The organism is Pseudomonas sp. FJ2-5-13 (assembly GCF_029201605.1).
GTDB classification, from domain to species: domain Bacteria; phylum Pseudomonadota; class Gammaproteobacteria; order Pseudomonadales; family Pseudomonadaceae; genus Aquipseudomonas; species Aquipseudomonas lactis.
Genome location: NZ_CP104045.1, coordinates 5,198,787 through 5,219,815, shown reverse-complemented (window position 1 = coordinate 5,219,815; position 21,029 = coordinate 5,198,787). Strand labels below are relative to the sequence as shown.

At 61.6% G+C, this 21,029-nt stretch carries 16 protein-coding genes; 11 read left to right on the top strand and 5 right to left on the bottom strand.

Annotation, left to right across the window (positions count from 1 at the left end; all coding sequences use genetic code 11):
- Positions 1 to 7: 7 nt before the first annotated feature.
- A complete protein-coding gene (locus N2A98_RS23020) occupies positions 8 to 376 on the bottom strand; it encodes a PilZ domain-containing protein (RefSeq protein ID WP_044268811.1) in 369 nt (122 codons plus the stop codon).
- Between the two features lie 174 nt (positions 377 to 550).
- Between N2A98_RS23020 and N2A98_RS23015 the strand changes: the two genes are divergently transcribed.
- From N2A98_RS23015 to yjiA, 3 genes are all read left to right on the top strand, one after another.
- Entirely contained in the window at positions 551 to 2,617 is a 2,067-nt protein-coding gene (locus tag N2A98_RS23015; RefSeq protein ID WP_003194310.1) for a carbon starvation CstA family protein, read from the top strand.
- A gap of 15 nt (positions 2,618 to 2,632) precedes the next feature.
- Complete coding sequence (locus N2A98_RS23010) at positions 2,633 to 2,830, top strand: YbdD/YjiX family protein (RefSeq protein WP_003194308.1); 198 nt, start codon at positions 2,633 to 2,635, stop codon at positions 2,828 to 2,830.
- Positions 2,831 to 3,015: 185 nt separating this feature from the next.
- On the top strand, positions 3,016 to 3,972 hold the full coding sequence (gene yjiA / locus N2A98_RS23005) for a GTPase (RefSeq protein WP_078466448.1): 957 nt from the start codon (positions 3,016 to 3,018) through the stop codon (positions 3,970 to 3,972).
- Between the two features lie 189 nt (positions 3,973 to 4,161).
- On the opposite strand, the gene glyA is transcribed toward yjiA, so the two are convergent.
- Complete coding sequence (glyA, locus tag N2A98_RS23000) at positions 4,162 to 5,415, bottom strand: serine hydroxymethyltransferase (protein WP_003194304.1); 1,254 nt, start codon at positions 5,413 to 5,415, stop codon at positions 4,162 to 4,164.
- Between the two features lie 229 nt (positions 5,416 to 5,644).
- Positions 5,645 to 9,496 (bottom strand): bifunctional diguanylate cyclase/phosphodiesterase, encoded by a 3,852-nt coding sequence (locus N2A98_RS22995; protein WP_044268778.1) that lies wholly within the window; start codon positions 9,494 to 9,496, stop codon positions 5,645 to 5,647.
- Between the two features lie 285 nt (positions 9,497 to 9,781).
- Between N2A98_RS22995 and ettA the strand changes: the two genes are divergently transcribed.
- Positions 9,782 to 11,446 carry an energy-dependent translational throttle protein EttA gene (gene ettA / locus N2A98_RS22990; protein WP_014720011.1) on the top strand — a complete coding sequence of 555 codons (1,665 nt, stop codon included), beginning with the start codon at positions 9,782 to 9,784 and terminating at the stop codon, positions 11,444 to 11,446.
- A 66-nt stretch (positions 11,447 to 11,512) separates the two neighbouring features.
- Here the strand turns inward: ettA and N2A98_RS22985 are convergent, their stop codons facing one another.
- Positions 11,513 to 12,442, bottom strand: a complete 930-nt coding sequence (locus N2A98_RS22985; RefSeq protein WP_073452127.1) for a LysR family transcriptional regulator — start codon at positions 12,440 to 12,442, stop codon at positions 11,513 to 11,515.
- A 95-nt stretch (positions 12,443 to 12,537) separates the two neighbouring features.
- Here N2A98_RS22985 and N2A98_RS22980 point away from each other — a divergent pair, with 95 nt between their 5' ends.
- From N2A98_RS22980 to gdhA, 7 genes are all read left to right on the top strand, one after another.
- The gene (locus N2A98_RS22980; RefSeq protein ID WP_275622686.1) at positions 12,538 to 13,731 is read left to right on the top strand and encodes an MFS transporter; all 1,194 of its coding nucleotides are present in this window, start codon (positions 12,538 to 12,540) and stop codon (positions 13,729 to 13,731) included.
- 34 nt (positions 13,732 to 13,765) lie between these two features.
- On the top strand, positions 13,766 to 14,590 hold the full coding sequence (locus N2A98_RS22975) for a hypothetical protein (protein WP_032900882.1): 825 nt from the start codon (positions 13,766 to 13,768) through the stop codon (positions 14,588 to 14,590).
- A 32-nt stretch (positions 14,591 to 14,622) separates the two neighbouring features.
- On the top strand, positions 14,623 to 15,840 hold the full coding sequence (locus N2A98_RS22970; RefSeq protein WP_044268774.1) for an MFS transporter: 1,218 nt from the start codon (positions 14,623 to 14,625) through the stop codon (positions 15,838 to 15,840).
- 39 nt (positions 15,841 to 15,879) lie between these two features.
- A complete protein-coding gene (locus N2A98_RS22965; protein WP_078803874.1) occupies positions 15,880 to 17,109 on the top strand; it encodes a pyridoxal phosphate-dependent aminotransferase in 1,230 nt (409 codons plus the stop codon).
- 24 nt (positions 17,110 to 17,133) lie between these two features.
- Positions 17,134 to 17,979, top strand: a complete 846-nt coding sequence (locus N2A98_RS22960) for a hypothetical protein (RefSeq protein WP_078466443.1) — start codon at positions 17,134 to 17,136, stop codon at positions 17,977 to 17,979.
- A gap of 47 nt (positions 17,980 to 18,026) precedes the next feature.
- Positions 18,027 to 18,917 (top strand): phosphoenolpyruvate mutase, encoded by an 891-nt coding sequence (gene aepX, locus N2A98_RS22955; protein ID WP_044268765.1) that lies wholly within the window; start codon positions 18,027 to 18,029, stop codon positions 18,915 to 18,917.
- 248 nt (positions 18,918 to 19,165) lie between these two features.
- Positions 19,166 to 20,503 (top strand): NADP-specific glutamate dehydrogenase, encoded by a 1,338-nt coding sequence (gene gdhA, locus N2A98_RS22950; protein ID WP_032895242.1) that lies wholly within the window; start codon positions 19,166 to 19,168, stop codon positions 20,501 to 20,503.
- Here gdhA and N2A98_RS22945 read toward each other — a convergent pair.
- A complete protein-coding gene (locus tag N2A98_RS22945) occupies positions 20,500 to 20,997 on the bottom strand; it encodes a GreA/GreB family elongation factor (protein ID WP_078466441.1) in 498 nt (165 codons plus the stop codon). The genes gdhA and N2A98_RS22945 overlap by 4 nt on opposite strands.
- Positions 20,998 to 21,029: the final 32 nt, after the last annotated feature.

Genomic DNA, 21,029 nt, shown 5'->3' with positions numbered 1-21,029 from the left:
TTGGCAGCTAGATCTCCAGCAGGGCGCCCAGTTCGCGCTCCAGCTCTTGCTCATCACCCAGGTTCAGCTCAACGAACCTGCGCAAATGGCTGATCGAATCCAGATCAATGTGTTTGCACACAAAGCCCAATTGACCCTGATCTTCATGGGTCAGCCGCGCTTGCAGCTTTATATGCGTCTTCTGGTCCAGGCGTATGTCGATGTCAAAGGGCAGCGCTTTATTCCCCTTCCAGTCGTCAGGCCGTTCCACCAGTAAACCTTTGAGTGATAGATCCAGCAGTTTCACCGGCCATTCGCTGCCGTTTTGCCGAAGTTCGGCCGTGGCATCAAAGGCAATCCGGCGGAAACGGCGACGTTCAGACGCATGCTCGGTCATGGTAAAGCCCTCTGTGAATGGGAGGAGTGTAGCCCCGGGCCATCAAGGGGTGATTATTTCGGCTTTTTTTACCGGTTGAAGGCTCTAGACCAACGTAGGGGGCTGGTCTTTAAGGCCAGTAGCGCTAAACTCGGGCTGGCTGTCCTTTCTGTCCACCCTGGCTGGAATATAAAAATGAAAAATAATAATAGCCTGCTACGCCACTTACCCTGGCTGGTGCTGGCAATCGTAGGAGCGTGCGCCCTGGGCGTAGTGGCCTTGCGCCGCGGCGAGGCGATCAACGCCTTGTGGATTGTGGTCGCTGCAGTGGCCATCTACCTGGTTGCGTACCGTTACTACAGTCTGTTCATCGCCAACAACGTGATGCAACTCGACCCTCGGCGGGCAACCCCTGCGGTGGTCAACAACGATGGTCTGGACTATGTGCCGACCAACAAACACATTCTTTTCGGTCACCACTTTGCGGCGATTGCCGGTGCAGGCCCGTTGGTCGGCCCGGTGCTGGCGGCGCAAATGGGCTATCTGCCCGGCACCCTCTGGCTGATTGCCGGGGTGGTGCTGGCCGGTGCGGTGCAAGACTTCATGGTCCTGTTCCTGTCCACCCGTCGCAACGGCCGTTCCCTGGGGGATATGGTTCGCGAAGAGATGGGCCGCATTCCCGGGACCATCGCGCTGTTCGGCTGCTTCCTGATCATGATCATCATCCTCGCGGTGTTGGCGCTGATCGTGGTCAAGGCCCTGGCCGAGAGCCCATGGGGCATCTTCACGGTGATGGCGACCATCCCGATTGCGATGTTCATGGGCATCTACATGCGCTACATCCGCCCGGGCCGCATCGGTGAAATCTCGATCATCGGTGTGCTGTTGCTGCTGGGTTCGATCTGGCTGGGCGGGCAGATTGCCGCTGATCCGGTGTGGGCCAAGGCGTTCACCTTCACCGGCATCCAGATCACCTGGATGCTGATCGGCTACGGTTTCGTGGCCGCTGTGCTGCCGGTGTGGCTGATCCTGGCGCCCCGCGACTACCTGTCGACGTTCCTGAAAATCGGCACCATCATCGCCCTGGCGATTGGCATCCTGGTCACCATGCCTGACCTGAAAATGCCGGCACTCACCCAGTTCATCGACGGTACCGGCCCGGTGTGGAAGGGCGGCCTGTTCCCGTTCCTGTTCATCACCATTGCCTGTGGCGCGGTCTCCGGCTTCCATGCGCTGATCTCCTCGGGCACCACGCCCAAGCTGTTGGCCAGTGAAAGCCATGCCCGTTACATCGGTTACGGCGGCATGCTGATGGAGTCGTTCGTGGCCATCATGGCGATGGTTGCCGCCTCGGTGATCGAGCCTGGCGTGTACTTCGCCATGAACAGCCCGGCCGCCATTGTCGGCACCGACGTGGTTACCGTGGCGCAGACGGTCAGCAGTTGGGGCTTTGCCATTACGCCTGAGGCGCTCTCTGCCGTGGCCCACGATATCGGCGAAACCACCATCCTGGCGCGTGCCGGTGGTGCACCGACGTTGGCGGTGGGTATCGCGCAGATCCTGCACAGTGTGCTGCCGGGTGAAAACACCATGGCGTTCTGGTACCACTTTGCGATCCTGTTCGAAGCGCTGTTCATCCTCACGGCGGTCGACGCCGGTACCCGTGCCGGTCGCTTCATGCTGCAGGACCTGCTGGGTTCGTTCGTGCCGGCGCTCAAACGTACCGAGTCCTGGACCGCCAACCTGATCGCCACGGCCGGTTGCGTGGCCATGTGGGGCTACTTGCTGTACCAAGGTGTGATCGACCCGCTGGGCGGTATCAACACCTTGTGGCCGCTGTTCGGTATCTCCAACCAGATGCTGGCGGGTATCGCGCTGATGCTGGCGACCGTTGTGCTGATCAAAATGAAGCGCCAGCGCTACATCTGGGTGACCATGTTGCCAGCGGTGTGGCTGTTGATCTGCACCACCACTGCGGGCTTCATCAAGCTGTTCGACGCCAACCCGGCGATCGGCTTCCTGTCGCTGGCCAAGAAATACAGCGATGCCCTGGCTAACGGCCAGATCCTGGCCCCGGCCAAGAGCATCGACCAGATGCAGCACGTGATCTGGAACGCCTACACCAACGCAACGCTGACGGCGCTGTTCCTGTTCGTGGTGTTCAGCATCCTGTTCTATGCGCTCAAGGTGGGTGTCGCCGCCTGGGGCAACAAAGAGCGTACGGATAAAGAAGCCCCGTTCCAGGCTGTACCGGACGCGTAAACGAGGATTGCAAACATGTTCAATGACATCAGTCGCCTCGGTAAATACCTCGGTCAGGCCGCCCGCCTGATGGTCGGCATGCCCGACTACGACACTTACGTCGAGCATATGCAAACCAAACACCCGGACAAGCCGGTGATGGACTACAAGGCGTTCTTCCGGGAACGCCAGGAAGCCCGTTACGGCGGCAAGGGTGGGCCCAAGTGCTGCTAGCCCGGTAACGCGGGTCAATGCGATACCCCCTGTGGGAGCAGGGTTTTCTGTGGGAGCTGGCTTGCCTGCGATAGCATCACCTCGGTCTGACGCAAGCACCGAGTTGTCTGCATCGCAGGCAAGCCAGCTCCCACAGAGGCCTTTGCTCCCACATTTGTTTCTGTGTTTCTTCAAGGAGAATCTCTTTGTCCTCTCCCATCCCCGTTACCATCCTCAGCGGCTTCCTCGGCGCCGGCAAGACCACCTTGCTGCGCCACCTGCTCAAAGCCGAGCACGGCTTGAAAATCGCCGTGATCGAAAACGAATTCAGTGACGCCGGTATCGACACCCAACTGCTGGGCGACGAGCCGGTGCAAGTGATGACCCTGTCCAACGGCTGCGTGTGCTGCACCATCCACACCGACCTGACCAAGGCCCTATACCTACTGCTTGAACGCCTGGACAGCGGCGAGATCGCCTTCGACCGGTTGGTGATCGAATGCACCGGCCTGGCCGACCCGGCGCCGGTGGCCCAGACCTTCTTCATCGACGAAGAACTGCGCGAGCGCTATATCCTCGACGGCATCATCACCCTGGTGGATGCGGCCCACGCCGAGCATCACCTGACCCAGACCATCGCCCAGGCCCAGATCGGCTTTGCCGACCGCCTGTTGGTGAGCAAGCGCGACCTGGTGGACGATGCCGCCTTCGACGCCCTCAGCCAGCGCCTCACCCGCATCAACCGCCGTGCGCCGATTCGGGTGGTGGACCACGGCAAGATTGACCTGGCCGAATTGCTGGATGTGCGCGGTTTCAACCTCAACGCCGGCATGAGCCTGCGCCCGGTCAGTGCAGCGCCGTCGGTCGACCGTATTTCCAGCCTGGTGCTGCGCACCGACCAGCCGCTGGATATCGACCGCCTCAGCGAGTTCATGAACGAACTGCTGGAAGACCATGGCAAGCAACTGCTGCGTTACAAAGGCGTGTTGAATATTGCCGGGGAGGATCGACGCATGGTGTTCCAGGGCGTGTTGAAGCTGTATGGCTTCGACTGGGATACCGAATGGGCCGAGGGCGAGGCGCGCGAAAGTGTGATTGTGTTTATTGCCGATGAGCTGCCCGAAGACAAGATCCGCCAAGGCTTTGAGCGGGTCTACCAATAAATCCGGCTTGAAATGCACTCCAATGTGGGAGCTGGCTTGCCTGCGATAGCGGCAGGTCAATCACTGATGGGCTGACTGCAAAACCACCATCGCAGGCAAGCCAGCTCCCACACTTGACCCTGTTTCAAATTGAAATCGGCATAAAAAAGCCCGGCACAAAAGCCGGGCTTTTTATTCAAGCAACTGCAGTTACGCGCCGTATACCGGCAGCTTCTTGCAGATGGCCTTGACCTTCTCACGTACCGCGTCGATCACGGCTTCGTTGTTCAGGTCGGCCAGGATGTCGCAGATCCAGCCGGCCAGTTCCTTGCACTCGGCTTCCTTGAAGCCACGGGTGGTTACAGCCGGAGTGCCGAAGCGCAGGCCGGAGGTGACGAACGGCGAACGTGGGTCGTTCGGCACGGAGTTCTTGTTCACGGTGATGAAGGCTTTGCCCAGGGCAGCGTCAGCATCTTTACCGGAAATGTCCTGCTTGATCAGCGACAGCAGGAACAGGTGGTTTTCGGTACCGCCGGACACCACGTCAAAACCGCGCTCGATGAACACGCTGGCCATGGTCTTGGCGTTCTTGACCACTTGCTGCTGGTAGGTCTTGAACTCAGGCTGCAGTGCTTCCTTGAAGCAGATCGCCTTGGCCGCGATCACGTGCTCCAGCGGGCCGCCTTGGGCGCCCGGGAAAACGGCGGAGTTGAGCTTCTTCTCGATCTCGGCGTTGGCACGCGCCAGGATCAGGCCGCCACGTGGACCGCGCAGGGTCTTGTGGGTCGTGGTGGTGACCACGTCAGCGTAAGGCACTGGGTTCGGGTAAACGCCCGCAGCTACCAGACCGGCCACGTGGGCCATGTCGACGAACAGGTAGGCACCCACCTTGTCGGCGATTTCACGGAAGCGTGGGAAATCCAGGATCTGCGAGTAGGCAGAGAAACCGGCCACGATCATTTTTGGCTTGTGCTCGACCGCCAGACGCTCGACTTCGTCGTAGTCGATCAGGCCGTTGGCATCGATGCCGTACTGAACGGCGTTGTACAGCTTGCCGGAGGACGAAACCGTGGCGCCGTGGGTCAGGTGACCACCGTGGGCCAGGCTCATGCCCAGGATGGTGTCGCCGCCTTGCAGCAGGGCCAGGTACACGGCGCTGTTGGCTTGGGAGCCGGCGTGTGGCTGGACGTTGGCGTAATCGGCGCCGAACAGCTCTTTTGCACGGTCGATGGCCAACTGCTCAACCACGTCGACGTACTCGCAGCCACCGTAGTAGCGCTTGCCTGGGTAGCCTTCGGCGTACTTGTTGGTCAGAACCGAACCTTGAGCCTCCATCACCGCAGGGCTGGTGTAGTTTTCCGAAGCGATCAGCTCAATGTGCTCTTCCTGGCGCACGGCTTCTTGCTCCATGGCGGCGAAGAGATCGGCGTCGTACTTGGCAATAGTCAAATCACGGCTGAACATGGCGGTCCTCAAGGATCGGGGGCAGAAAAGGAGGGCATTCTAACCCAATGGGTTTTAGATGGCATATGAAAGGACATCATGTCGCGGACAAGTGGGGCTCATCTGGGGATGGGCGGTGTCGGTACTGGCCCCATCGCAGGCAAGCCAGCTCCCACACTTGATCGGGTTCACACAGCCAAATGTGGGCTGGCTTGCCTGCGATGAGGCCCTGAGCCTCACCACAGCACTTTCAGTCAAACATGAAGAGGGCATCATTACTGAACTGCACCTCAAACCGGTTCGCCGGCATTGGCCGCCCGAACAGGTAACCCTGCACCTCATCACAGCCATGCTCACGCAGGAAGTCCAACTGCTCATGGGTTTCCACCCCTTCGGCAATCACCGCCAGGTTCAGGCTGTGGGCCATGGCAATGATCGCCCGGGCAATCTGCGCGTCCTGCTCACCCGAGGGCAGGCCGTCGACGAAGGTGCGGTCGATCTTCAGCACATCGATGGGGAATTGCTTGAGGTAGTTGAGCGACGAATAGCCGGTGCCAAAGTCGTCCACCGCGATGCTCAGGCCCAGGTTCTTCAGGCTGGCGAGGATCTGCAGGGCTTCGTTGACTTCGCGCATCAGGATGCTTTCGGTCAGCTCCAGCTCCAGGCACGCCGGCGGCAGGCCGGTGTCCTTGAGGATGGTGGCGATGCGCGTGCCCAACTGGCCGTCGGAGAACTGCCGCGCCGAAATGTTCACTGAAACTTTAGGCACGCGCACTTTGTTCTGGTGCCAGGCCTTGAGCTGGCGGCAGGCTTCGCTGATCACCCAGTCGCCGACATCCACCACCAGCCCGAGTTCTTCCAATACCGGGATGAAATCCCCAGGCGGCACCAGCCCGCGACGCGGGTGGCGCCAGCGCAGCAGGGCTTCGGCGCCGGTCAGGCGTTTGCCGTCGCCGCTGAATTGCGGCTGGTAATAGAGCACGAATTCGTTCTGGTCCAAGGCGTGGCGCAGGTCGCTTTCCAGCTCCAGGCGCTCCAGGGCGCTGGCGTTCATGTCGGCCTGGTAGAACTGGAAGTTGTTCTTGCCGCGTTCTTTAGCGTGATACATCGCCGTGTCGGCGTTTTTCATCAGTTGGCTCAGCTCGTTGCCGTCTTGCGGGCTCAGGGCGATGCCGATACTGGCGGTCACGAAGAACTCGCGGCCTTCGAGCACGAATGGCTTCACCAGGCTGGCCAGAATCTGCTCGGCCACATGGATCGCGCGGTTCAGCGCCATTTCGCGGCTGACCCGTGGTTGCAAAAGCAGGGTGAATTCGTCGCCGCCCATGCGCGCCACGGTGTCGTCTTCGGCCACACAGCCGAGCAGGCGCGTGGCCATTTCCTTGAGCATACGGTCGCCGGCCGCGTGGCCGAGGGAATCGTTGATCGGCTTGAAGCGGTCGAGGTCGAGGAACATCAGCACCACCCACGACTTCTGCCGTTCGGCGGACTGCAACGCGGTGTGCAGGCGGTCCTGGAACAGCGTGCGGTTGGGCAAGTGGGTCAGGGCGTCGTAGTAGGCCAGGCGGTGGATGCGCTGCTCACTGGCCTTGCGCTCGCTGATATCGCTGAAGAAACACACGTAGCTGGCCAGGTCGCCTTCGTCGTCGAACACCGCAGTAATGCCGACCCAGGCCGGGTAATGCTCGCCATTGAGGCGCTTGAGCCATACCTCGCCTTCCCAGGTGCTGTGCTGGTGCAATTGCTTGAGCACATAACGCAGGTGGGCTTCCTGCTGCTCATCGACGGTGAGCATATTGGGCAACTGGTCGAGCACATCGCTCACCGCATAGCCGCTGACCCGGCTGAACGCCTCGTTGGCCTGCACGATGTAACCGGCCGGGTCGGTGATCAGGATCGCCGAGGTGGAATGTTCGAATACCGTGGCCGCCATGCGCAGGTCTTTTTCGGCGCGGCGTTGCTGGCTGATATCACGGCCCACGCCGAGGATGCCTTCAAACGCGCCATGTTCATCCCACACCAGCACCAGGCGCAGCTCTATCGGCACCTTGCGCCCGTCGGCGCGCAGGCAGTCGAACAGAAACAGTTGGGTCTGCACTTCATCGCGCAAGGTGTTCAAGGCGTCGGGGTTGCCGAGGGCGCGGCTGACCTGCTCCATCAGGCTGTAAATGCCGGTCAACTGCTGCGGGTTGGCAACGATTGACTGCCAGCCGTTCTTGAACACCCAGTCCACGTCATAGCCCAGCACGGTGTTGACCGAGGGGCTGATGTAATTGAGCGCCAGTTGGCTGTCGGTGGAGCAGATCACGTCGCTGATGCTTTCGGCCAGCATCCGGTAGCGCTGTTCACTGTCGCGCAGCGATTCACTGGCCTCGATCTGGTCGGTGATGTCTTTGGCCACGCCGATGATCCGAGTGACCACCGTAGACGTATCCCGGGCCAGGGCCTGCTCGCGGATATCGAAGCGACGCCACTGGTTATTGCGGTGGCGAAAGCGCAGTTGGCAGTGCAGTTGGGTGGTGTAAGCGGCTTGGCGTTGCTGCTGACGCAAGTCGTGGTAATGCTCGGCGTCTTCGGGGTGCAGCAGGATTTCCCAGAAGTACTCGCCCATTTGCTGCAGTTCGGCCTTGTTGTAGCCCAAGGTGTGGCCCAGATGATGGTTGCTGAAAATCATGCGCTGGCTGATCACATCCTGCACATACAGGTGATCGGGCACCGTGCGCACCACATCCGACCAGAAGCTTTCACGCTCCACCAGCGACAGTTCGATCAGCTTGCGGCTGGTGATGTCGCTGATGCTGAGGATCACCGCCTTGACGTCATCTTGCTGCTCCGGCAAACGCATCACCAGCCACAGGTACTGTTCGTTGCCGGCCACGTCGTTGAGCTGGATTTCCAGCTCCAGCTGTTTTTGCCGGGTCAGTACGGCTTCCAGCACCTGATAGCCGATGGACGTAGCATTGCTCGGGCAATCATCGATCAGGCGCTCCCAGGCTTGCTCGCAGGACGCGACGTTCAGCAGGCGCACGGCCATCTGGTTGACCTCGGTGACGCGCAACTCCTTGAGCAGTTGCTTGCGCTGCGTGGGGTTGGCCTGCAACCAAGCGTGCAACTGCTCGCGGCTTTGCACCTGGGTTTTGTCGCAAAACGCCTTGAGCCCCGACAGGTCCAGCACGCACAAGGCCACGCCGGTGCCTTCGAAGATGTCCTGATAGCGCCGCCGGCCTTCATTCACCTGGCGTTGGCGGCGGCGCATGTTGAGCAGCACGATCACCGGGATCAGCGAAAACGCCAGGCCGAGCAGGCACTTGCCGATAAAGGCCGGCAGCAGCTGTTCCAGCACCGCACCGCGGTCAAACATGCCGCGCAGTTGCCAATCGCTTTTGCTCAACGGCGTGACCAGCACGCTGCGGTTCAATTCTTCCGGGGTCAGGGCGCCGGACCACTGCGCCGGCATCCCGCTGTCACGGCTGACCACACGATGGTTCAGGCTGTTCTCGATCGCCCACATCGGGCGCTGGCCCTGAACATCCTGGCGCGTGAGGTTAGCCAGATAATTGGGCGCCAGGCGCAAGGCCCAGTACACCTTGGAGCCACCGCTGGGTTGGTGCAGCAACAGATAGATGACCGTGCCGTCATTGTCGTTGCTCAGGTAGTAGGACTGGGCGTGACTGCGCTTGACCAGGTCTTCGAGCAGGGCACTGTCTCGGCTGCCTTGGGCAGTGTCGCTGATCAGGGCGCCGCTGGGGGCGAGCAGGGCGAAGCTGCGCAAATCCGGCAGGGAGCGCTGCAGAGAGCGCATCAAGGCCTGTTGCTGTTCGGCGGTGCGCGGTGGTTCGAGGATGGGCAGCAGATTCAGGGCGATCTGCGCGCTCAGGGCCATGTTCTGGCTGATCTGCTCGGCCAGGTCGGCGCTGTAGTCGATGGTGTATTGCTGTTGGTTTTTCTGGTTTTGCTGCAATTGGTCAAGCAGTTGCCAGAACAACAAGGCGAGCAACAGCAGGACAAGCGTCGCCAACGCGCCTTTCAAGGTGCCGTGCAGGGGCGCTCCCGGCGCAATATGAGCGGCGCGCAAGGGCGTGGGCGGCGTGACGTTGGACAAACTGTGATCCTGCGGTTTGGCTGGACTGGCGCGCGACGTGCACTATAAGCCGGACGCCCGAAGGGCGGCTAGCATGCCTTGAGTTGTGGCAAAGTGCCAGTCCTGCCTGGCTGGACTGCCCCAGCGCATTCAGGTAGCTTTGCCGGTTACGCGGGGGCGTTCCAGCCCCAGACATTCAGGCTTTTTTTGCTCGCTGGCATTGATGATAGTCAAAGGCCCGCGCGGCGCATGGCCTGGCACGGGCTTCGTCCGCTTAATTCATCAGTCACTGACGCTAGGTTCACCATGGCTCAATACGTCTTCACCATGCATCGGCTGGGAAAAGTTGTTCCGCCGAAGCGGGAAATCCTGAAAAACATTTCGCTGTCCTTCTTCCCTGGCGCCAAGATCGGTGTGCTCGGCCTCAACGGTTCGGGTAAGTCCACCCTGCTGAAAATCATGGCGGGCGTCGACACCGAGTTCGAAGGCGAAGCCCGCCCGATGCCGGACCTGAACATCGGTTACCTGCCGCAAGAGCCGATCCTGGACCCGACCAAGACCGTGCGTGAAGTGGTCGAAGAAGCCGTCAGCGTGATCAAGGACGCCCAGGCCCGCCTCGATGAGGTGTACGCCGCCTACGCCGAACCGGATGCCGACTTCGACAAGCTGGCCGCCGAACAGGCCAAGCTCGAAGCGATCCTGCAAGCGGGCGATGGTCACAACCTGGAGCGCCAACTGGAAGTCGCCGCCGATGCGCTGCGCCTGCCAGCCTGGGACGCCAAGGTCGAGCACCTGTCCGGTGGTGAGAAGCGCCGTGTGGCCCTGTGCCGCCTGCTGCTGTCGGCCCCTGACATGCTGCTGCTCGACGAACCGACCAACCACCTGGACGCCGATTCTGTCGCCTGGCTGGAGCATTTCCTCCACGATTTCCCGGGCACCGTGGTTGCGATCACGCACGACCGTTACTTCCTGGACAACGTCGCCGGCTGGATCCTGGAGCTCGACCGCGGCGCCGGTATCCCTTACGAGGGCAACTACTCCGGTTGGCTGGAAGCCAAGTCCGACCGTCTGGCCGCCGAATCCAAGCAGCAATCGGCCCACGAAAAAGCCATGAAGGAAGAACTGGAGTGGGTGCGCAAAGGCGCCAAGGCCCGCCAGTCCAAATCCAAGGCCCGTCTGCAACGCTTTGAAGAAATGCAGTCGCAGGAATTCCAGAAGCGCAGCGAGACCAACGAGATCTACATCCCGGCCGGCCCGCGCCTGGGTGACAAGGTCATCGAGTTCAAGAACGTCACCAAAGGCTATGGCGACCGCGTGCTGATCGACAACCTGTCGTTTGCCATGCCAAAAGGCGCGATCGTCGGCGTTATCGGTGGTAACGGTGCGGGTAAATCCACCCTGTTCCGCATGCTGATGGGCAAGGAAACCCCGGACTCCGGCAGCATCGAGATCGGCGACACCGTGCAACTGGCCTGTGTGGACCAGAGCCGCGACGACCTGGACGGCAGCAAGACCGTGTTCCAGCAGATCTCCGACGGTTCCGACCAGATCCGCATCGGCAACTATGAAATTCCGTCGCGCACCTACGTCGGCCGTTTCAACTTCAAGGGCGGCGACCAGCAGAAGTTCGTCAAGGACCTGTCCGGTGGTGAGCGCGGTCGCTTGCACCTGGCCCTGACCCTGAAAGAGGGCGGCAACGTCCTGCTGCTCGACGAACCGTCCAACGACCTCGACGTTGAAACCCTGCGTTCCCTGGAAGAAGCCCTGCTGGACTTCCCGGGCGCCGCCATTGTGATCTCTCACGACCGGTGGTTCCTTGACCGCGTCGCGACCCACATCCTGGCGTACGAAGATGACTCCCAGGCGGTGTTCTTCGAAGGCAACTACACCGAGTACGAAGCCGACCGTAAGAAGCGCTTGGGTGAGGCCGCTGCCCAGCCGCACCGTGTGCGTCACAAAAAGCTGGCCTGATGCTGCAATAGCCGCAGCAGCCTGTTGAAAAAATACCCCTCACGCAGGGGTATTTTTTTGCCCCCGTTATGCCGGAAGCGTTGTGGGCGCCAGGGCCGGGCGGCTGCGCAGCAATTCTTCGACCACTCCCATAAAGGCCTCGACCAACAATGAGCGTGATGGTGAGCGCGTGAGTATCAGCAGGTGTACCCAGGCTTCGGGGTCTGCCAAGGGGCGGTAGACCACGCCTTCCCTGGCCAGGGTGCGGGTGCACTGGGGCACCAGCGAGACACCTTGGCCTGCCGCCACCAGGGCGATGATCGAGGTGATCTGGCGCCCCGCTGGGCCCGGGCGTAGCGCCAGGCCGCGGCGTTGATACAGGTGCTCGATGGAGCCGTTGAGGCCCGAACCGTAATCGCTGGGAAACAGAATCAACGGGTACTCACTGAGCTGGGCGAGGGTGACTTCGTCCTGATCCGCCAGCGGGTTGTCGCTGCAAAGCGCCGCCACCAGCGGTTCTTGCCCCAATGACAAAGCCTCGACGCCGGTTTGCCCGGCCTCCGGCAGCAGGCGGCTCATGCCGACGTCGATGCGCCCGTCCAGCACGTGCGTGTGCAGGCTGCCGGAAGCGCTCTCCACCAAGGTCAGTTGCACATCGGGAAAACGCTGGGCGAAGGCTTGCAGGGTTTGGCTGAAGAGTTCCGACAACGCGATCGAACTGGCATAGCCTACGACCAGTTGGCCGGTCGAGCCGGCGGCCAGTTTGGCGGCGATGTCTTGTGCAAGCCTGGCGTGCTCCAGCGCCGCGCGGGCATAGGGCAAAAAGTGCTGGCCTTGGGCGGTCAGTGTGACCGTGCGGCTGGTGCGGTCGAACAGGCGAAAGCCAAGCTCGGTTTCCAGGGCCGAGATCTGCCGCGTCAGGGGCGGCTGGGCAAGGTGCAGGCGCTGGGCCGCACGGCCGAAGTGCAGCTCTTCGGCGACCGTCAGGAAGTAACGTAACTTGCGTAGATCAAGCATTCTGTTTCCTGGGTATTGATCGGTCCGAATTCGGTATTGGTGTTCCCTGCGCTGGGTATTCTATAAACATCCTCGACTATAAGACGAGAGGCCACATGAACCCGCGCATGCATCACGCCCGCTTCGCCGTGTTCCTGTGTGGCTGTGCGGCGTTTCTGAATCTTTATGCGACACAGAGCATCCTGCCTGCGTTTGCCGCAAGCTTCCAGGTGAGCGCCCGGCAGGCAGGGTGGAGCATCACGGTGACCACGCTGGCCGTGGCGCTGACCGCGCCGTTTGTCGGGCGCCTGACCGGACGTTTCGAGCAACGCACCGTGATTGCCGTGGCCGCGTTGCTGCTGGCGCTGCCGACGCTGCTGACGGCCTATGTGGACAGTTTTGCCGAGCTGCTGGTGTGGCGTTTTGTCGAAGGGATGTTGATCCCCGTGGTGTTCGCCACCAGCGTGGCCTATATCGGCGATCGCTGGCGTGCGGCCAGCGTTACCGAGATCACCAGTTTGTACGTCGCGGGTACGGTGCTCGGTGGGTTTGCCGGGCGCTTTGTCTCGGGTGTCATGACCCAATATGTGGGCTGGCGCGAAGCCTTCGAACTGTTGGCGGTGATCAGCCTGCTGGTCGGCCTGCTGATTGTGTGGCTGTTGCCGGCCAACCCGGTGGCGCGGCCCGGCGTCGCGGCCGTGGGCATGCACGAGGTGCGCCGGCTTCTGCGCAAACCCTTGCTGGCGGCCTATGGCGTCGGTTTCTGCGTGCTGTTCTCACAAGTCGCAACCTTTACCTATGCCGGCCTGTATCTCAGCCAGGCCCCGTTCAACCTGGGCGCCGCAGCCTTGGGCACTTTGTATGCCGTATTCCTGCTGGCGCTGGTGGTCATTCCTATTGCGGGGCGCTTGAGCAAATCGCGACCACAATCGCAGTTACTGACCGGCGCTGTGGCGCTCGGCATCTGTGGCTCGGCGCTGACATTGTTGCCGTCCCTGTGGCTGATCGTGCTGGGGCTGGCCCTGAGCTCGACCGGCGTATTCCTGGCACAGGCATCCGCCAATGCGTATATCGCCACCACGGCGGGCCCGGACAAGTCCGGCGCCGTGGGGCTGTACCTGACCGGCTATTACCTGGGCGGCAGCGCCGGCGCCGTGGTCCCGGCCATGCTCTGGAATCAATGGGGCTGGCCGGGCTGCGTGGCGTTGGTCGCAGGTTTTCAGCTGTTGTCGCTGGCGATTGCCCTGCTGGGCTGGAAACCGGTAACGCCCCAGGCCCTGATCGCCGGACAGCGCGGCAAACCAGCCTGATTTTTCATCCAATAAAGGACTATGAGAGGTGAACATGACTAACACCGTGATCAAGCACAGCCAGTTGTTAAAGCTCATCGAACCGGTATTGAACGACATGCCGGCCAGTGCCTTGCGCCACGCGCTGTTCGAAGCCTTCTGGGCGCAGGAGGAGGCGTTGGTGAGTATCGAAGACGCTTTTGCACGGCTCACCTCGCGTCGGCATTCGCCGGCGGTACTGCGCAAGTTCTTCGCCAGTTGGTCCAAGACCAATAATTCGGCGGCCAGTGTGTCCGGCCTGGCCAACCGCATTACCTTGCTGGCACGCTCTGATGAAGGCTCCGCCGCCGCCGCGCAGTTGTACCGCGCCTGCGGCAGCCTGCAACGCATCACCGATGAAGATCTGGGCGCGTTGGGCAACACCTTGCACGCAGACCTGTTCTACACCATGGCCACCGCGCTGTGCGGCGATGACCAGTGGATCTTGAAGGACAATTGCCTGCCCTCGGCGCAGGCGTTCAAAGACTGGACCGACACCCGCCGCCTGCGTGATCGCGACCTGCTGCAGGGGTTGCTGACCACGTTGATCCACGAGGTGTACACCCACGGCGAAGTGGAATTCATCCACCCGTTGTACTCGCAGTGGTTCGTGCGGGACATGGGCGTGCCGCCGGAGAAATCCCGTGCGACAGTGGCCTGGGTCACGGTGCACACCGGCGGTACCGAGAGCAACCATTTCGCCCATGCGGTGGCGGCGGTGAATGAGTTCACCACTGCCATGCAGATTGAAGTGGACCCCGCCACCGCGCGCGACATTTTTGCCCAATACCTGCAGCGTAAAGCCAGTGTGATGAGCGACTGTGCGCAGTTGCTGGGTTAACCCGGCGTTTTGCCTGAGAGCCTCTGACCCAGATGAACACCCTGAAGCAGACCGCAGCGCCATCGTTGTCGCCGCCTGACCCGGTCACTGTGCGTCGCCGCGCTCTGGTGGCCGGCTGCGGCGCGCATGCCGTGCACGACGGGCTGACCGATGTGATTTATGTGCTGTTGCCGATCTGGCAAGCGCAGTTCGGCCTCAGCTACGCCCAGATCGGCCTGTTGCGCGGTGCCTACGCGGGCATGATGGCCGGTTTTCAGTTACTGGCCAGCCGCGCTGCCGCGCGCTGGGGGCGTGAACGCTTGCTGGTAGGTGGCACGGCGTTGGCAGGCCTGGCCTACCTGCTGGCCGGCCAGGCCGGTGGGCTGGGCGTGTTGCTGTTGGCGCTGCTGCTGGGCGGGCTCGGCGCGAGTACGCAGCACCCGCTGGCCTCGTCATTGATCACCGATACGCATGAGGCAGGCGGGGGCGTCAAACAAGCATTGTCGCAGTACAACTTCAGCGGCGATATCGGCAAGACCCTGATCCCGGGGTTGATCGGCCTGTTGCTGGCGGTCATCAGTTGGCGCGCCAGTGTCACCCTGCTGGGTGTCCTCGGGCTGCTGGCGGCAGGTCTGTTGTGGTGGCTGATCCCGGCACGGGCCGAGGCGTCGGCAGCACCGGTGAAAGCTACCCGTACGGGCGGCGGCGCCGGTTCTGCGAGCGGCCTGCGTGCGCTGATCGTGACCGGCACGCTGGACAGCGCCGTGCGCATGGGGTTTCTCACGTTCCTGCCGTTTTTGCTCAAGGCCAAGGGCGCCGGGCCCGCGGGCATCGGCCTGGCGCTGACGATGCTGTTCGTGGGGGGCGCCTTCGGCAAATTGTTGTGCGGTTACCTCGGTGCGCGCATCGGCATGATGAAAACGGTGTGGGCCACGGAGTTCACCACGGCCGTGCTGATCGTCATGGCGGTGTACTTGCCCTACGCCGGCTTGATGGTGATGTTGCCGCTGCTGGGGCTGGCGCTGAACGGTACGTCGTCGGTGCTGTACGGCGCAGTCCCGGACCTGGCAGGGCCGGGCAAGCGCGACCAGGCGTTCGCCGTGTTCTACACCGGCACCATCGGTGGCGGCGCCTTGGCGCCGGTGCTGTTCGGCAGCCTTGGGGATGCCACCGGTGTGCCCATGGCCGTCCTGTTGCTGGCCGCCACCCTGTTGCTGACCTTGCCGCTGTCCTGGCGGGTTCAGCAAGGGTTGGAGGCCCAAGCCCGGTAGGGCGAACGAACGTTCCAACGTGTTCTGGCAGGTATAACAATGAATAACAGTGAACCCTCTGCCGTGTCATTGCCGTTGTCCCAGCGTGCGCAACGTCTCAGCGCACCCGGCACGTCCAGCATGCGCAGCAAAGCCAATGCCTTGAAAGAAGCCGGCGTCAATGTGGTCAACTTTGCCGCGGGCGAATTGTCCTTCGATGCCTGCCCGGTCATGCAAGCCGCCGCGGCCGAGGCGCTCGCCACTGCCCGCAACCGCTATACGCCGCCCATCGGCCTGCCCCAGCTTCGCCACGCGCTGGCGCAGCAGGTCACTCAGCGCTGCGGGGTGAAGTACGCCGCCGATGAAATAGCGGTAACCGCCGGTGCCAAGCAGGCGTTGTATAACGCCGCAATGGTGCTGCTCAATCCGGGGGATGAAGTCATCGTCGCGGTGCCGTACTGGGAAACCTTCCCCACCCAGATCCAGCTGGCCGGCGGCGTCCCCGTCTATGTCGACACGGCTGCGGATGACTATCGCCTCACCTGCGCAGCGGTCCAGAAGGCCCTGACCCCGCGCACCCGGATGATTGTGATCAACACCCCGAACAATCCGACGGGCACGGTTTATCAGCGCGAAGAACTGCTGGGGATTGCCCGGCTCGCCTTCGCACACAGGCTTTGGGTGGTGTTCGACGAGTGTTACCGCAAACTGGTGCGTGCGCCCCACGAGCATCACAACATCGTGTCGCTGTTTGCGCCGCTCAAACATCAGACGGTACTGGTCGATTCGTTTTCCAAGAGCCACGCGGTCACCGGCTGGCGGGTAGGGTATGCGTGCGCGCCGGCCCCAGTCATCGCCGCCATGCACAACCTGCAAGGGCATACGACGTCCAACCCCAGCAGCCTGTCCCAATATGCCGCGCTCGGCAGCCTGATGGCGGACGCGCCGCACTTTACCCGCCAGGTCAATGCCTTCCTCGACCAGCAATTGCTCGCGGCCTGCACTTGCCTTGGGCATGTCGACGGCATTCGGTGCGCCCCGCCGGAAGGGGCGTTTTATCTGTTTATCGACGTGTCCCGCAAGTTGGGTGGCCGCTACCTGGGCACCGTTATTCGTGACGTCGACCACTTGGCCGATCTGTTATTGACCGAGGCCCATATCGCGGTGGTGCCCGGCTCTGGCTGTGGCGACGAAAACAGCATCCGCATCTCCTACGCCGTTGAGCGTGAAGCGCTGATTGAGGGCCTCACACGCTTCGCTCGTTTCATGTCAGAAATCGTTGCGCATTAACCCCACCTTAAAAGGATATGAGCCGTGGAAAATCTGAGCCGCCAATTTATCGGGTACGTGAACCAGGCGCTGGTGGATGTCGAGGACGAACATCTGGCCCAGGCCCTGCTCAGCGGTTTCAACAGTCAAACCGCCGCGCTGGACACGTACTGCGAGACCTATGTCGACATGACCTCCAGTAATTGGAGCGAGTCGTCACTGTGTACGTTCTTCTGTGGCTGGCGCAGCCCGGACGGCGCCGCCCATGCCGTGTCGAGCATCATCGTGCGCATCCTCCAGGAGTCGGCATCGTTGACGGATGACGCCCGGTTGAAAATGCTCGAAGCGGCGGCCCATTGTGGGGAGATCATTGTCGAGGACATCGGGCTGGGTGAAATGCATGGGCATCCGCACCATTCCAAGCTGTATTACCGCATGGCTTCGGCCATCTGCGGCTCCGATGATTGGCGCCTGCAAGACAAATTCCTTAACCCGATCACCAAAGAGTTCTCCGGTTGGGTGGGGGAAAAACGCCCGTTGGCGCCGCAACTCATCGAAGCGCTGGAAATGATGGCCATGACGGAGTTGTTCAATACCGGCGAATACAACCTGATGACCCCGCTGTGGAAACAGTGGTTGCGCGATGTGCGGGGCTATAGCGCCGGTGAGGCCAGCCGCGTCGCGAGTTTTCTCAGCGTGCATTGCGGCAGCGTGGAAGCACGCCACTTCAAGCATGCCGCAGAGGCGTTGCGGCTGTATGCCAGCGCCACCGGGCAGGCGGTGGATTACGCGCGTATCGCACGGCTCTCCAGGGAGTACGTGGCCAGGGCCTGCGAACATCTGCAAAAGATGGCGTCGGTGCTCAAGTGCGAACAGCCCGCCTGGGATTGAGGCTGTCCGATAACCCCGTTGTGCCGCTGATAAGGAGCCTGAACCCTATGATGGATACCGAAGCGCGCCGACGTCCTCTGTCGGCGCTATTGGATAGCAACCGTTGCCTGCGCGTACTCGAAGCCCATAGCCCGATATCGGCGTTGCTCGCGCAGCGCGCCAGGCTGGAAATCAGCCCCGGGCATACGGTGGGGTACGACGCCATCTGGTCGAGTTCGCTGACCGACTCGACCCAGCGCGGGTTACCCGACATCGAAATTCTTTCGCCCAGTAACCGATTGCCGGGGATTCGCGAAATTTTCGATGTGTGTTCGCTGCCGCTGATCTTCGATGCCGATACCGGCGGCAAGGCCGAACATTTCGCGATTCATATCAAGATGCTGGAGCGCGCGGGCGTCTCGGCGGTGGTGATCGAAGACAAGTGCGGCCTGAAGAAGAACTCACTCTTGGGCATCGAGGTCGACCAGGCGCAGGAGTCCATCGAGGCCTTTTGCGCCAAGCTCCAGGCCGGCTGTGCGAGTCGCACCGGCTCAGGGCTGATGATGATTGCCCGGTGTGAAAGCTTGATCCTGGACCGCGGCATGGAAGAGGCGATGGCGCGGTGCCTGGCGTATGTCGAGGCGGGGGCGGACGGCATCATGATCCACAGCCGCAAGCAGGATGGCCTGGAAATCCTGGAGTTCGCCCGGCAGTTTCGCCGGCAGCGGCCCAAGGTGCCGCTGATTTGCGTGCCGACCAGCTATGTTCACCTGAAGTTCGAGGTGCTGGAGCGAGCAGGTTTCAACGCGGTGATTTATGCCAATCACATGTTGCGCAGTGCCTACCTGGCCATGCGCGATACCGCCGTCGGCATACTCGCCAATGGCAGGACGCTGGAGCTGGAGCCACGTTGCCTGGGCATCGACGAGATACTCGACCTGGTGCCGGGTACGCGCTAGTACCCTGCTCCCACATTTGATCGAGTACACCGGTCATGTGGGAGCTGGCTTGCCTGCGATAACGGCCTACCTGTTGGTGCAACACTCAGAGTGAAATCACCATTTAAGGGCAAAAAAAGGCAGTTATTTATACTTATTGCACCATTTAATTTCACAAAGGCGACATTTTGCCCTGTCGCGGTGCGAAACGAATTGATAAAGTCCGGCTCAATCTCTGTTTAACAACAATCAATTTGCCGAGACTTTTCATGACCGAATCCGTCGACTCCTTCCTTGCCCGCCTCAAGAAACGCGACCCGGACCAGCCGGAATTCCACCAGGCTGTAGAAGAAGTCCTGCGCAGCCTGTGGCCCTTTCTTGAAGCCAACCCGCACTATCTGACCTCGGGCATCCTGGAGCGCATCTGCGAGCCGGAGCGCGCGATCACGTTCCGGGTGTCGTGGGTGGATGATCACGGCAAGGTCCAGGTCAATCGCGGTTTCCGTATCCAGATGAACAGTGCCATTGGGCCCTACAAAGGCGGCTTGCGCTTTCACCCCTCAGTCAACTTGGGCGTGCTGAAATTCCTCGCCTTCGAACAGACCTTCAAGAACTCCCTGACCTCGCTGCCCATGGGCGGCGGCAAAGGCGGCTCGGACTTCGACCCCAAGGGCAAAAGCGACGCCGAAGTGATGCGCTTCTGCCAGGCGTTCATGAGCGAGCTGTACCGCCACATCGGTGCGGACGTGGACGTACCGGCCGGCGACATCGGCGTGGGCGCGCGGGAAATCGGCTTTCTGTTCGGCCAGTACAAACGCTTGAGCAATCAATTCACCTCGGTGCTGACCGGCAAGGGCATGACCTACGGCGGCAGCCTGATCCGCCCGGAAGCCACCGGTTTTGGCTGTGTGTATTTCGCCGAGGAAATGCTCAAGCGCCAAGGCCAGCGCGTCGAAGGCAAGCGGGTGGCGGTGTCCGGCTCTGGCAACGTGGCGCAGTACGCGGCGCGCAAGGTCATGGACCTGGGCGGCAAGGTCATTTCCCTGTCGGACTCCGAAGGCACCCTGTACGCCGAAAGCGGTTTGACCGAAGAACAATGGTCGGCGCTGCTGGAGTTGAAGAACGTACAGCGCGGGCGTATCAGTGAACTGGCCACACGTTTCGGCCTGGAGTTCCGCAAAGGCCAGACGCCTTGGGAACTGGCCTGCGATATCGCGCTGCCCTGCGCCACCCAGAACGAACTCGACGCCGACGCTGCGCGCACCTTGCTGCGCAACGGCTGCCTCTGCGTGGCCGAAGGCGCGAACATGCCGACCACCTTGGAGGCTGTGGATATCTTTATCGACGCGGGCATCCTGTTTGCGCCGGGCAAGGCGTCCAATGCCGGTGGTGTGGCGGTGAGCGGCCTGGAAATGTCGCAGAACGCCATGCGCCTGCTGTGGACCGCAGGGGAGGTGGACAGCAAACTGCACAACATCATGCAGTCGATCCACCATGCCTGCGTGCATTACGGTGAAGAAAACGGCCGCATCAACTACGTCAAGGGCGCGAACATCGCGGGCTTCGTGAAAGTGGCTGACGCGATGCTGGCCCAAGGCATCGTTTAAATCTCGGGTTCGACGCGTAACACTTCGATCAACTGATCGCCGACGGGGCGCTGCCACAGCACCTCGTCGCCCACCTGGGCGCCCAACAAGGCACGGCCCAGAGGCGAGCCCCAGTTGATCAAGCCCGCGTTGGCATCGGCCTGGTCTTCACCGACCAACTGGATGCGCTGCTGTTCGTCCTGCTCGTTGGCGAACGTGACCCAACTGCCGATCTGTACCTTGTCGGTGGACGTGGCCGGCACGACTACCTGGGCGCTTTGCACCCGCTGGTTGAAGTAGCGTAAATCCCGCTCAAGGTCAGCCTGGCGCTGTTTATCAGCCTGCTCACCTTTGGCGGCTTCGTCGCTGTGCTCCGCGTGTAACTGCGCCACCTTGGCCTGCAACTGCGCCAGCCCTTGCGCAGTCATGCGGTTGGGCTGCTCGCTGACCTGGCGCTCCACCGGCTGATCGGCCTGGGCCGCCGCGTTGTCTTCATTTACAAAAGCTCGGCTCATGGCGTTCTCCTTCCTATGGAAGTTGGGCCACG

Coding starts and splice junctions, on each gene's coding strand:
- N2A98_RS23020 (WP_044268811.1), bottom strand. CDS start 376: ATGACCGAGCATGCGTCTGAACGTCGCCGTTTCCGCCGGATTGCCTTT.
- N2A98_RS23015 (WP_003194310.1), top strand. CDS start 551: ATGAAAAATAATAATAGCCTGCTACGCCACTTACCCTGGCTGGTGCTG.
- N2A98_RS23010 (WP_003194308.1), top strand. CDS start 2,633: ATGTTCAATGACATCAGTCGCCTCGGTAAATACCTCGGTCAGGCCGCC.
- glyA (WP_003194304.1), bottom strand. CDS start 5,415: ATGTTCAGCCGTGATTTGACTATTGCCAAGTACGACGCCGATCTCTTC.
- ettA (WP_014720011.1), top strand. CDS start 9,782: ATGGCTCAATACGTCTTCACCATGCATCGGCTGGGAAAAGTTGTTCCG.
- N2A98_RS22985 (WP_073452127.1), bottom strand. CDS start 12,442: ATGCTTGATCTACGCAAGTTACGTTACTTCCTGACGGTCGCCGAAGAG.
- N2A98_RS22980 (WP_275622686.1), top strand. CDS start 12,538: ATGAACCCGCGCATGCATCACGCCCGCTTCGCCGTGTTCCTGTGTGGC.
- N2A98_RS22975 (WP_032900882.1), top strand. CDS start 13,766: ATGACTAACACCGTGATCAAGCACAGCCAGTTGTTAAAGCTCATCGAA.
- N2A98_RS22970 (WP_044268774.1), top strand. CDS start 14,623: ATGAACACCCTGAAGCAGACCGCAGCGCCATCGTTGTCGCCGCCTGAC.
- N2A98_RS22965 (WP_078803874.1), top strand. CDS start 15,880: ATGAATAACAGTGAACCCTCTGCCGTGTCATTGCCGTTGTCCCAGCGT.
- aepX (WP_044268765.1), top strand. CDS start 18,027: ATGATGGATACCGAAGCGCGCCGACGTCCTCTGTCGGCGCTATTGGAT.
- gdhA (WP_032895242.1), top strand. CDS start 19,166: ATGACCGAATCCGTCGACTCCTTCCTTGCCCGCCTCAAGAAACGCGAC.
- N2A98_RS22945 (WP_078466441.1), bottom strand. CDS start 20,997: ATGAGCCGAGCTTTTGTAAATGAAGACAACGCGGCGGCCCAGGCCGAT.